General features: G+C 54.1%; 11 protein-coding genes. 7 read left to right on the top strand and 4 right to left on the bottom strand.

The features are described 5' to 3' along the window. Positions 1 to 120: 120 nt before the first annotated feature. The 7 genes from AC1931_RS09260 (at position 121) to AC1931_RS09230 (ending at position 6,746) form a co-directional block, all read left to right on the top strand. Entirely contained in the window at positions 121 to 1,899 is a 1,779-nt protein-coding gene (locus AC1931_RS09260) for an acyl-CoA dehydrogenase family protein (protein WP_483876977.1), read from the top strand. Then, positions 1,896 to 2,855 (top strand): MBL fold metallo-hydrolase, encoded by a 960-nt coding sequence (locus AC1931_RS09255; RefSeq protein ID WP_483876976.1) that lies wholly within the window; start codon positions 1,896 to 1,898, stop codon positions 2,853 to 2,855. Before AC1931_RS09260 ends, AC1931_RS09255 begins: the two co-directional genes overlap by 4 nt. 47 nt (positions 2,856 to 2,902) lie before the next feature. Then, positions 2,903 to 3,682, top strand: a complete 780-nt coding sequence (locus AC1931_RS09250; RefSeq protein ID WP_483876975.1) for an enoyl-CoA hydratase — start codon at positions 2,903 to 2,905, stop codon at positions 3,680 to 3,682. A 41-nt stretch (positions 3,683 to 3,723) separates the two neighbouring features. Beyond that, positions 3,724 to 4,869 (top strand): acyl-CoA dehydrogenase, encoded by a 1,146-nt coding sequence (locus AC1931_RS09245; RefSeq protein WP_483876974.1) that lies wholly within the window; start codon positions 3,724 to 3,726, stop codon positions 4,867 to 4,869. A 211-nt stretch (positions 4,870 to 5,080) separates the two neighbouring features. Beyond that, positions 5,081 to 5,284: a 4Fe-4S dicluster domain-containing protein gene (locus tag AC1931_RS09240; protein ID WP_483876973.1), complete on the top strand. Its 204-nt coding sequence runs from the start codon at positions 5,081 to 5,083 to the stop codon at positions 5,282 to 5,284. Between the two features lie 29 nt (positions 5,285 to 5,313). Then, positions 5,314 to 6,309, top strand: a complete 996-nt coding sequence (locus tag AC1931_RS09235; RefSeq protein ID WP_483876972.1) for an amidoligase family protein — start codon at positions 5,314 to 5,316, stop codon at positions 6,307 to 6,309. Beyond that, positions 6,294 to 6,746 carry a gamma-glutamylcyclotransferase family protein gene (locus AC1931_RS09230; protein WP_483876971.1) on the top strand — a complete coding sequence of 151 codons (453 nt, stop codon included), beginning with the start codon at positions 6,294 to 6,296 and terminating at the stop codon, positions 6,744 to 6,746. Before AC1931_RS09235 ends, AC1931_RS09230 begins: the two co-directional genes overlap by 16 nt. Before the next feature lie 165 nt (positions 6,747 to 6,911). On the opposite strand, the gene AC1931_RS09225 is transcribed toward AC1931_RS09230, so the two are convergent. Genes AC1931_RS09225 through AC1931_RS09210 form a run of 4 tightly spaced genes read right to left on the bottom strand, consistent with a single transcriptional unit; the run spans position 6,912 to position 12,471 of the window. Further along, positions 6,912 to 9,422, bottom strand: a complete 2,511-nt coding sequence (locus AC1931_RS09225; RefSeq protein ID WP_483876970.1) for an ABC transporter permease — start codon at positions 9,420 to 9,422, stop codon at positions 6,912 to 6,914. A 25-nt stretch (positions 9,423 to 9,447) separates the two neighbouring features. Next, the gene (locus tag AC1931_RS09220; protein ID WP_483876969.1) at positions 9,448 to 10,140 is read right to left on the bottom strand and encodes an ABC transporter ATP-binding protein; all 693 of its coding nucleotides are present in this window, start codon (positions 10,138 to 10,140) and stop codon (positions 9,448 to 9,450) included. A 58-nt stretch (positions 10,141 to 10,198) separates the two neighbouring features. Then, positions 10,199 to 11,137, bottom strand: a complete 939-nt coding sequence (locus AC1931_RS09215; RefSeq protein ID WP_483876968.1) for an aldo/keto reductase — start codon at positions 11,135 to 11,137, stop codon at positions 10,199 to 10,201. Beyond that, on the bottom strand, positions 11,134 to 12,471 hold the full coding sequence (locus tag AC1931_RS09210; protein WP_483876967.1) for an NTP/NDP exchange transporter: 1,338 nt from the start codon (positions 12,469 to 12,471) through the stop codon (positions 11,134 to 11,136). Before AC1931_RS09210 ends, AC1931_RS09215 begins: the two co-directional genes overlap by 4 nt. Positions 12,472 to 12,577: the final 106 nt, after the last annotated feature.

Raw genomic sequence — 12,577 nt, 5'->3', positions numbered from 1 at the left:
TAGCTGTTTAAAGCAAAACGAATTTTACCCGCAAGGAAACGTACTCCCATTGATAAATCATTAAAATGACCTGTATGGATAAAGCTTACACACTTTTACACTATTTGCGAGGTACTCATTATGGCTGGAAAGATCAGGAAGGGCGGAGATTTTCTCATTGCCGACACACAATGTCAGGATGTTTTTACCCCGGAAGATTTCAGCGATGAGCAGCGTGCGTTTGCGGAAACGACGGAAAAATTTGTCACCGATACAATCCTGCCCCATCTGGAGGAGATTGAAAACCAGGAGTTTTCCTACGTCGTTGACGGCATGCGCAAGTGTGGCGAACTCGGCCTGCTGATGATGGATGCTGCCGAGGAAGACGGCGGTCTGGAGTTGGACAAGGCGTCAAGCATGCTGGTCGGTGAAAAGATCTCCACCAGCGGTTCCTTCTCGGTTGCTTTTGCCGCCCACACCGGCATCGGCACCCTGCCGTTGATCTATTACGGAACGGCGCAACAGAAGGAAAAGTACCTTGAAAAGATCATCAGTGGAGACTGGTGTTCTGCCTATTGTCTGACCGAGCCCGGTTCCGGCAGCGATGCCTTGAGCGCTCAAACCAGCGCCACCTTAAGCGACGACGGCACTCATTACCTGCTAAACGGCACCAAGCAATACATCACCAACGGCGGTTTTGCGGAACTGTTCACCATCTTTGCAAAGATCGACAAAGAGCATTTTACCGCCTTTCTGGTGGAAAAAAGCTTTCCTGGTCTGATCGTCGGCAATGAAGAGAAGAAAATGGGAATCAAAGGCAGCTCGACCACCCAGATCACTCTCGATAATTGCCGGGTACCGGTGGAGAACGTTCTGGGTGAGATCGGCAAAGGCCACAAAATTGCCTTCAACGTCCTGAATATCGGTCGCCTCAAGCTGGGCGCCGGTGTCACCGGTGCAGCCAAAATGGCCCTGGCAGAAGGGATCCGTTACGCCAATGAACGCAAACAGTTCGGCCAGCCGATTTCCGCTTTTGGAGCCATCCAGGAGAAGATTGCCGATCTCAGCGCTGCCATCTACGCCTCTGAGTCACTGGTCTACCGTTTAGCTGGATTACTTGACGATAAGCTGGCAACCATCGAAAAAGGGATTCCTGACTACTACGAGCACTATCAGAAGGCCATCGAAGAGTATGCCGCCGAATGCGGTATCTCCAAGGTTTTCTGCAGTGAAGTCCTGGCCAAAACCGTCGATGAAGTCGTACAGATCCACGGCGGCTATGGCTTCTGCAGTGAGTATCCAGCTGAACGTTACTACCGGGATGAGCGGATCAACCGGATTTTTGAAGGTACCAACGAGATCAACCGCCTGCTGATCACGGGGGTGATTCTGCGCCGCTCCATGAAAGGAGAATTACCCCTCCAAAGCGAGGCAATGAAAGCCTTTGAAGCGCTGATGACTCCTTCTTTCGAAGAGATCGACACCAGCATCCCCTTCGCCACAGAAAAGGCAACTATCCAGAACCTGAAGACTTTATTTCTTATTTTAGCAGGTGCCGGCGTTCAGAAATTCATGGAGAAACTTTCCGATGAACAGGAAATCCTGATGGCGGCGGCGGATATCATTATCCAGATTTTTGCCATTGAAAGTGCCGTTCTGCGCGCCGAAAAAATCAGCGCGGGCTTAAGCCGGGCGCGCCGGGAGCAGCTTGCTGCAGCGGTTAAAGTCTTCACCTTCAACGCCAGCGAGGAGGCGGCCACCGCCGCCCGCAAGGCCGCCTACTTTGTGGAGGAGGGGGATACCTTAACCATGATCCTGTCCGGGGTTCGGCGCTTTACCAAATATGATGCCGGTGGCTTGCTCAACGCCAAACGAACCTTGGCGAAAGCGGCAATTGACAAGGAAAAATATCTGTTTTGAAACAGCAGATATTACCGCAGCAGCATACCCTCGACACTCCTTATCTGGTCGGCCCGGTTCATTGTTATACAACAACCATCGCCGGCGAAGATGTTCTGTTTGATACCGGGCCGCCGTCGCCGGAAGCCAAGACATATCTGCTCCGGCACCTCGACATGACGCGCTTGCGCCATGTCATCATCACCCACTGCCACATTGATCATTATGGGCTGGCCCACTGGCTGGAGCAAAACACAGATGCGACGGTCTATCTACCGTTTCGTGACAGCCTGAAAATTGAACAGCACGAAAAACGTCTTAAACTGATGTACGAACTGCTGCAGGTGTTTGGCTTCAGCAAAGAATTTCTCAGCCGCTTTGCGGCCAGCATGGAAGATGGCTCGGTGTTTCCCGCTCTGCCGACCCGTTACCTCATCATTGAGGACGAACTGCCATCCCATCTGGGCATCGACGTGATCCCCTGCCCGGGCCATTCCCAGAGCGATCTGGTCCTGGCCGGCCCGCACTGGGCTGTCACCGGTGATGTGCTGCTGCGTGGAATTTTTCAGTCACCACTGCTCGATGTAGATCTTCTCAGCGGTGAACGTTTTCGCAATTACGATGCCTATTGTGCGACCTTGCTCAAGCTTGCCAAACTGCGCGACAGGACCATTCTTCCCGGTCATCGTTACTCAATTGAAGGAGTCGATACCAATATCCTTTTTTACGTCACCAAGCTTCTGGAGCGCGCAACGAAGATCAAGCAGATCGACCCGGCTTACTCAATCGCCGAGGTTGCTCAACAGCTCCTTGCCGGCAAACAATGTCCGCCATTTGCTATTTACCTGAAAGCCTCGGAGCTGGTCTTTATCCGTGATTTTCTCCACCAGCCCCGGCAGCTGCGGCAAGCGTTGGAAACCATCGGTCTGTTTTCCCCGGTTGCCGATCTCTATGACGCGGCACTGACACCGATCTGAGCTGAGAGCTGCTACCTGGATGATTGTTTTTCCTGGAAGGAGAACCAATGGCAACCGAAAGACCCCTTATAACAACCTGCTTTAACGACGGAATTTTCAGAATCGGGATTGCTCGACCGGAGAAACGTAACGCTCTGACCATGGCGATGTACGATGCGTTGAGCTCGGCCCTGGAAGCCGCAGAACAGGATCGGCAGGTGCGGGTCATTCTGTTACAGGGCACCGCCAACTGCTTCACCAGTGGCAATGATCTGTCTGATTTCAGCAAACACCCGCCGCAGGGAGAAAACAGCCCGGTGTTCCGCTTCCTGCGGACAATCAGCCAGGCCACAAAGCCGTTGCTGGCGATGGTCAGTGGTCCTGCGGTCGGTATCGGCACAACCTTGCTGCTGCATTGCGATCTGGTTTACGCTGATGAAACCGCACGCTTTCAACTGCCCTTTGTCAACCTGGGTCTGTGTCCGGAAGCGGCTTCCAGCTTTCTTTTACCCCAACGAATCGGCCCGCAGCGGGCGGCGGAGATGTTACTGCTGGGTGAAATGATTAATGCCGTAACAGCCCTGGAATACGGTTTGATCAACCAACTCTGTGGCTCTGCAACTCTGGAGGAGCAAGTTCTCGCTAAAGCGACCAGACTGGCAGCCCAGCCGCCGGAGTCCGTGCGTTTGACTAAATCCCTGCTCAAGGAACACCAAGTGTCCCGAATTGCCGAAATCATGCGCAAAGAGGGAGAACTGTTCCTGAACCAGTTGGCGAAGCCGGAAGCACAGGAAGCCATCAGCGCATTTTTACAGGGGCGCAAGGCGGATTTTTCGCAATTCTCATAAACATGGAATCAGCACCTTGCGGATGACAACAGGAGACGATCATGATCTTTGAGCTGACCGACGAACACAAATTGATGCGTCAGATGGTGCGTGACTTTTCTGAATCGGAGCTGGCTCCTTCTGCCGCTGAGCGGGACGAACAAGAGCGCTTTGACCGAACATTGATGCATAACCGACTGGCAGAGCTGGGTTTGACCGGGATTATTTTTCCGGAAGAGTATGGTGGTGCCGGCGCCGATTATATCAGCTACGCCATTGCGGTGGAGGAACTGTCACGGGTCTGTGCCTCGACCGGGGTCACCCTGTCAGCGCACCTCTCCCTGGGAGCCAATCCGCTCTTTATGTTCGGCACCGAAGAACAGAAGCAGGGCTATCTTAGGCCCCTGGCACAAGGGCTTACCCTCGGCGCCTTCGGTCTTACCGAAAGTGGTGCCGGTTCTGATGCCGGTGGCACCAAAACCACCGCCGTGCGAGACGGCAACGCGTGGGTGTTAAACGGCAGCAAAAACTTCATTACCAACGGCGGTGACGCCGATACCTATATCGTCCTGGCGCGCAGCGATAAAAATGCCGAAAAACATCGGGGAATCAGCGCCTTTATCGTCGAGAAAAACACCCCCGGTTTTTCCTTCGGCAAAAAAGAACTGAAAATGGGTATCCGCTCCTCGCCCACCATGGAACTGGTTTTTGACAACTGCCGGATTCCGGCCGACAATCTGCTGGGCGACGAGGGGCAGGGTTTCAAGATTGCGATGAAGACCCTCGATGGCGGGCGTATCGGCATCGCCGCCCAGGCCCTGGGCATCGCTCAGGGAGCCTTTGAAGCCGCAACCAGCTACGCCAAAGAACGCAAACAATTCAGCCAGCCAATCTATACTTTTCAGGGTGTTTTATTCAAGCTTGCTGATATGGCAACCGAGATTGAAGCAGCGCGTCTGCTGGTCTATCAGGCGGCGTACCGGGCCGGTAATGGATTAGCTTATGGGCAACAGGCAGCAATGGCCAAGATGTTTGCCGCTGATGTCGCCATGCGGGTCACTACCGAAGCCGTTCAGGTGCTTGGTGGCTACGGCTACACCCGGGATTTTCCGGTAGAGCGGATGATGCGTGACGCCAAGATCACTCAGATCTACGAAGGCACCAATGAAATTCATCGGCTGGTCATCGGTTCGGCACTGATGAGATAAGTCTTCGTTAAAGAACATTTGCCGCCAATAAAAAGCGATTGGCGAATACGTATGTTCAAAGACATCCCTCAAGCGGCTGAAAGCTGAAATCCTCAGTGCCCCAGGATGATGGCTGGTGCCGGCAGGTTCTACTACCTTCCACCTTTTCCTGTGGGTGACTTTTCTGCATAATGTTCCACACCACCGCTGCAGCAAAAGGAGCCCTCTTGCCATGACAATTACTATCAGCAAACGCTGCAGTGGCTGTGGCGCTTGCGTCGCTGCATGCCCTTTTGCTGCCCTGACCCTGTCGAGCGATCAGCCCCAGGGGTATGGCAGAAAAAAGGCAGTGGTTGACCCCTACCTGTGCAGCGGGTGTGGTAACTGCATTGATCAGTGCCCCTTATGTGCCATCACCAAAAAGGCTAATAATTAAAGCCTGACACCGTTGGAGGGTTTAATAAGATGAAACAGCAACATGAGCTTAAGATGCCACCATGGCTTACAAATCCGGAGGGCAAGCCGCGCCGGGTTGGTATAGAACTGGAAATGAGCGGCCTTGATCTCAATCAGCTGGCTGCCATTGTCGCCGATTTCCTTGAGCTCGAAATTGCCTCCGATGGGCGTTATGCCCGCATCCTGCATGGTGACGATGCCGGTGACTGGATGGTTGAGCTGGATTTTAATCTGCTCAAAAAAATGGGGCGCGAAACCCGTGACTCAACCACCCTGGAGGGGGGGCTCGAAAATTCAGTTGAGGAAGTGGTCGCCTGGGCTGCCGAGACCATTGTCCCTCTGGAAATTGTTTCCCCGCCGCTCCCCTTTGAGCGACTGCCGCAGACCGAAGACCTCATTGCAAAACTCCGTGCCACAGGAGCCAAGGGCACCTCCGATCATATTGTCAACGCCTTTGGTATGCAGTTGAACCCGGAAGTACCTGCCACCGACCCGGCCATCATCGGGGCTATCTTCAAAGCCTTTTTATGCTGTTATGACTGGATTGCTGATCGTGCCGCTGTTGACCTCACCCGCCGCATCACCAGCTACGTTGATCCTTTCCCCAGTGAATACATTCTCAAGGTCGTCGATCCCGATTACCAACCTGACATGGACACCTTGATCGACGACTACCTGCACCACAACCCGACCCGTAATCGCGCTCTGGACATGCTTCCCCTGTTTCTCCATCTTGATGAAAAACGGGTGCGTAACGTAACCGCCGACGAACTGATCAAAGCGCGACCGACCTTTCACTATCGCCTGCCCAATTGCGATATTCATAAAGCCGACTGGGGCCTTCATCTATCCTGGAACGACTGGGTCAGAATCGAAGAATTAGCAGCGGATACAGAGCGGCTTAATGCCTGCTGCGAAAGATTTCAACAGTTCCAGCGCAACCCGTTGCAGCGCTGGTTCGGTAGCTGGCGTGAAGAACTGGAAAATAAATGGCTGGCCCCCTGATCAGACCTGCTCGCCGGCCATTCACCTTGCGCCAACGCCTGTTGCACCTGGTGATCATACTGGTGCTGGTTGTCAGCGGCTGGGGGTGGTGGACCTTCGTCAGCCCGTTTAACTATTCTCCGCCCATTTCTACTGCTGTTGAGATAAACGCTGGTGAGCAGCGTGTTTTTGCCTACGGTACCCTCCGCAATCCGCTGGTGCGACTGCTCATTACCCGCGAACTGACAGACCCAGCCCCGGCGCACCTGCCCGGCTACCGCAAACAGGGGCTTGATATTATTGAAGCTGAATCAGCAAAAACGCTGGGCGTGGTTTTTACTGTGACTCCGCAGGGATTGCGGCGTCTTGACCGTTATGAACGGGCGGGAGAACGCTATCATCGACTCCAGCTAACCCTGACAGATGGGAAAACCGCATGGGTCTATCAGCGACTATAAGAGGAGAAGCAGAGGACAACAGGGAGAAATCTCCCCTTGTACCGTACCGGGGATCTTCAGTCCACACCATCCCTTGTTAAGCGGCAGCTCAACAAGGAATGACTGTTGAATTCGCAAACATTGCCTGAGCGAGTATCGACCTTAATTCAAACACCTTTTACAAAATCAGTTGGCTAAGTGGCGTGCTACCTCACCACGACCTCTGGGTAGCGCCCCCAATCCTCCGGCAGTGCCGGCAACCAGGGCAGCAACAAGTCCAAGCAAAACCGGGATAACCCAGGCTAACCCCCCCGGCTGCCAGCTGATATGAAGCGCTTCCTGTGTCAGCCAGTAGCCTCCCAGGAGGCCCCCTAACCCACCGATAAGAGCCGCCAATACCCCAATACTGGCGGCCTCTCCCAACCGTGCCAGGCCGATTTCCCGACGGGACGCTCCGATCAGGGTAAAGGCCAGAGCTTCGCCCCTGCGGCCATCGACATCAGCAGCAATCACGGCCGTGAGTGATAAAGCTCCCGCCATCAACAACGTCATAGCGACGATCAAAGACGCAAGGATGGCTCCATCGAGAATATCGCGAATGGCCGAAACAATGGGTCGAACATCGATCGTGGTGATATTGGGATAAGATCTCTGCAGATGTCTGATAAATCCATCAACGGCAGGATCGTTGGTCGCTTCAAGCGACATGACCCAGGAATGCGGCGCGTCCTGAAAGGGTTCCGGAGAAGCGACAAGGAGAAACTCCGGGCGGAAGGTTCGATGATATTCTTTACGAATATTAACAACTTCAGAATTGAAGGTTCTACCCAGGACACTGTAGGTCAGCCTATCACCCGGTTGCAAATCGAAGGCTTCGGCCAGGTCTTCCTCGGCGGAAACCAGGGGCGGGCCTGTATAGTCGGGGGGCCACCACTCTCCTGCAAGCAGTTCGGCGCCGGTCGCTTCCGCCGTCCAGGCAAAACTCCGGTCCCCTTCAATAACCCAGGATTTTCGTTCCAAAACAAGGGCTTTCTCAGCAGGTACATCGTTCACCGCTAAAATATGGGTTCGCATGAAAGGCGAGGATTGCAGCCCTCCCAGATTGACATCTTGCTCGATATGATTTTTCAACGTATCGACCTGGTGTTGCTGAACATCCAGCAACACCAGGTCAGGAATTTTATCAGGCAGCTCTGATCTCAGGGCGTTCTCCAGTGAACTTTGTGCGGCAACAATTGCCGTGATACCGGCAATGCCAATACCAATCGAAATGACCTTGATGGCCACTGCTCCCGACAGTGACAATCCCTGCAATATAACCAGGGAAGTAAATCGTCGAGGAACGATCCTGGTGGATTGTCGAGCAAGCAGCCAGCCCCCCAGCCCTAGCAGACCGACAGCACAAATAAGGCCTGCAGCGGCGGTACCGGCAAGTTTCGGATCCGGCAGAGATAACACGGCTATCAGAACAGCCAGGGCGACGATGATGGCGCCGGCGCAGACATGCCGAGGGTGTGCTGTTAATTGCGCTTCGCCACTGCGCATCGCCGCACCGGGGGAAATTTTCGCAGCACTGGATAACGCCGCACAACTGGCCCCAACCAGTCCGATTGCCATGATGGTACTCACTTGCAGCGCCGGACCCAAGAGCGACAACAGCTCCCAGTTCAGGTGGAGTTGGGCCACTGCCTGTTCCATGAGAGCGTAGACCAACACAATCGCCAGCAGTAACCCGAGGCCTAATCCCATCCCGCCACTTAAGGCGATAATGGTGCCATGTAACCAGACCACCGTGTTTGGGGTCGCTCCTGACAGGCGATACAGCGCAATAGTTTTGGAACGACGGCTAACCCAAACTTGAGCTGACGCCCAGGCTCCGCTCAAGCCAATAATCAATGCGACAATACCGGCCATGCCCAGAAAAGTCGTTGTCCGCTCAATCGTTCGGCGAACTCGTTCGGCGGCATCCCCGGGTGTTTCCACCTCCCAGCCATGCTCAGGTCTCAATTGTTCCAGGACCTTAAGGGCGCTATCGAGATCAACTGCATCGTCAAGGCGCAAACGATAGCGATAATCAATCAGCGAACCGAACCCGGTTAGCCCTGTCTCCGGAAGCCGGCTTAAAGAAATCAACACGCGAGGACCGACCATGAAACGACCAGAGGAGAGACGATCAGGTTCCCTCTCAAGAAGGGCACGAACGATGAAGAATGTCTCTCCCAGCTGAAGTGTGTCACCCAGCTCTATACCCAGATGCGCGAGCAGGCTACGATCGACCAAGGCCTCCCCGCGTTCATTTGGCGTCTGCAGATCGTTGGAGAACGGTGCTTCGCTGTGCACCTCAAGGTTGCCGAAGAGAGGATAGTTTTCATCTACGGCTTTGAGTTCGACCGTCAGACTCTTGTTTTTTGCAGTTGCAGAGGTACGCAGTTCGGCCACCCGCGAAAGCGTTCCCAGCTCCGTAAGACGCTGCTGTAACTGTTGATCGAGAGAAACATTGACAACGGAAATCGCCAGATCACCCCCGAGGATTCGGGGTCCGCTAGCGTCCAGCGCTCCGCTCAACCCCTGGCCGAGCAGCCACACGGATGCCAGCATCACCGTCGCAACCACGACACAGGCAAGGAACAAGCGCAATCCGAGCACTCCGGCGACCAGTTCCGTCTTAAGAAGCTCAGCAAGGATGCGAAGAGACATTTGGCGCTCGGTGAATATTGACATATCAGACCTTGATCCGTCCGCCGTCTATGGTAATCATCCGATCGCACCTGCGGGCAAGATCAGCATCGTGGGTGACAAGTAGCATTGAGGCGCCACTTTCGCGGGTCATCGAAAACATGATCTCGGAGATGGCCGCTCCGGTCGCCTGATCAAGATTACCCGTCGGCTCATCGGCCAGAATCAGTTTCGGTTTGGCAACAAATGCGCGGGCAATGGCAACCCGTTGCTGTTCTCCACCAGACAACGCACTCGGCCGATGCGTCAGGCGATGCGCCAGGCCTACATCTCTCAGCAGTTGCTCTGCCTGTTGATTCGCGCCGGCATCCCCAGCCAACAACAGCGGCAGGGCGACATTCTGCAAAGCAGTCATGGCCGGGACTAAGTGGTAGGCTTGGAAAATTACTCCTATTTGCTGTCGCCGTAGATGCGTCCTCGCTTTTTCTCCGACAGCTGCCAGATCAAGGCCGAGAACCTTCGTGCTTCCGCCGGTCGGAACTTCCAAGCCCCCGACGACGGCAATCAGCGAGGACTTTCCGGATCCGGAGGGGCCCATAACCGCAACGGTTTCACCGGGGACGAGGGAGAGATCGATACCGCAAAGAACCTCAATCTCACCATTCTCTGAAGAGTAAGCAAGACGGGTTTCATGAAGATCAAGGATGAAGTTTGTACTAATGGCTAAGCCTCCTGTCAATGTGATAATCTGTTTTTTCTTTTTAATTCAATCGGTTAGATATTATATCTCGACGCTTCTAGATCAGTGCGTCAAAAAAAACCTCCATCTTTTTGCGCAGCGCAGCATCCGGTTGCCGCCCAATCCCCGCACCCATGTTGTCCTGAAGGTGGTGTAGTTTGGTGGTTGCCGGGATGACGCAGGTCACCGCCGGGTGAGAGACAATATATTTGAGGAAAAACTGGCCCCAGCTACGGCAATCAAACTCGGCAGCCCAGTCGGGCAGAGTTTTTCCTTTGACGGCGCGGAACAGCGATCCACGCTGGTAGGGGCGATTCACCAAGACCGCGATACCGCGATCGGCCGCCAACGGCAGCAATCGCTCCTCGACCGACCGATCCTCGATATTGTAACTGAGCTGGACAAAATCAAAGGGCTCCTGTCGCAACAAGGTTTCCAGCTCACGATGGCTGCGCCCATGTGAGGTGGTGATCCCCAGATAGCGGATTTTCCCCTCAGCCTTCCAGGTTTTGAGGGTTTTTAAGTGGGTTTGCCAGTCACGCAGATTGTGGATCTGCATCAGATCAAAGCGGTCAACACCCCAGTGTTGTGCTGACTTCTCCATTTGTCTGATCCCGGCCTGCTCTCCATCGGTCCAGACCTTGGTCGCGGCGAACAATCGGTCACCTATACCGGCCTTATTCAGCAAGATGCCGATGACCTGTTCGGCGGAACCGTACATCGGGGATGAATCGATCAGCTCGCCACCCTGGGCAAAGAATTCCCGAATCAATGTCACAAAATCTGCAATAAGCGCGGCGTCGCTGTCGATATCGAAGGTACGCGAACTGCCCAGGCCAATCACCGGTAAACTATCCGCAGTTCCAGGAATGATTTTACGCAACAGAGCGGGTTCGGCTGCTTTAAGCTGCCAGGGAGTGAGATATAAGGATGCTACGGCAACGCTGATGGTGGCGACAAATTGCCGTCTGGATAATGAGAGCTCATTGGTTTTCATTCTGTCATCTCCTTTTCTGCTGTCCGTGATTCCTGCTGTTTGCCGAGGCGGTAACTGACCCATGCCCACCCGCCACAGAGCGGAACGGCGAACAGGGCAATTGCGGATAGCCCCAGACCGAGCGCCTGCAGACCGGCATAGGCCCAGGCACTGACAACGTCGCCGCTGCGATAAATGACCGTGTCGATGATATTCTTCGCTTTGTATTTTTGCTCCTTGTCAAGGATCACAAAGAGCATCTCCCGCGCTGGTTTCATTAAAGCATAGTTCCCTGCTCGCCGCGCAACCTGAACGCCGACAAGCACTCCAAGCGCTGGTAGAAATGCCAGCGCGAGAAACCCAAAACTCAAAAGGAGAGGGATCAGTGCCAGGCCCCAGCCTAATCCGAACCGTTTGACGATCCGGCCAGTCACAAAAAGCTGAAGGAGGATGGTTAGCGCATTGGTTGCCAGATCCATAGCGGCAAAGACTCTGGTTCGCTGAGCGGGATCATTGAAACTGTCACGAATGATCTCAGCCTGTTGAAAATAGAGAAAAGTGGAAAGGGTCGTGTAGAGCAGGATCAGTAGACATATTCCGAGCAGGTAGGGCGACGTCATGATCATTCGCAACCCGTCCAGGGCTCCGCCACCCAGAACCGAATTTTTTTCTGTGCGTGGTTTTTGGTCGGGGCTCGCTGTAATCGGCGAAGGAAGCGATTTCTTTTCACTCCAGGCACTCAGTTGATAAATACAGAGGATCGCCCAACCCAGACCCGCCACAGAAATCAGCAGCAGGTTGGTCGCACCAAGAGGGACAGCCAGAGAAGCGGTGATCGCCGGGCCTGCCAGAGCTCCGGCGGTGCCACCGGCGGCGACAAAGCCGAACAAACGTTTGGCCTGATCATCAGTAAACAGGTCGGTCATGAAGCTCCAGAAAACCGAAACGATGAACAGATTAAAGACGCTGGTCCAGATAAAAAAGGCCCGAGCCACCCAGGCATGGGTCAATCCGGAATGGAACAGTAGATAAAATATCAGCAGGTTGCCCATGAAGAAGAGATAAACCAGGGGGAGAAATCTTGTGCGCGGAAAACGGGAAGAAATCCAGCCGAACAGCGGGACCGCTGCGAGCATCGCCAGGAAGGTTCCGGTGAAGAGCCATTGCAGATGTTCGATCCCGCCGGCGATGCCCATTTCATCCCGTAAGGGTCGCACGATGTAGTACGAACAAAGCAGGACAAAAAAATAGCTGAAAGACCACAACAGCGGCTTGATCTCTTCCAGTTCCACTTTGACCAGTCTGAACAGGAAGGATCGGAACCTGTCTGCGGTCGAATGATACAGGTTGGCCATGGAGCTTGACCTCCACGATAAGGCATGGGTTTCAACCACTATAAATCAGAAGGAGTTGTCAAGAAAAGAGCCGCGGACAGGATGCGTCGTGTCATTTAGGAGGGCA

It is taken from the genome of Pelovirga sp. C15f (assembly GCF_057178085.1).
The sequence above is the reverse complement of the archived record's forward strand: the minus strand, read 5'-3'. Positions and strand labels throughout refer to the sequence as shown.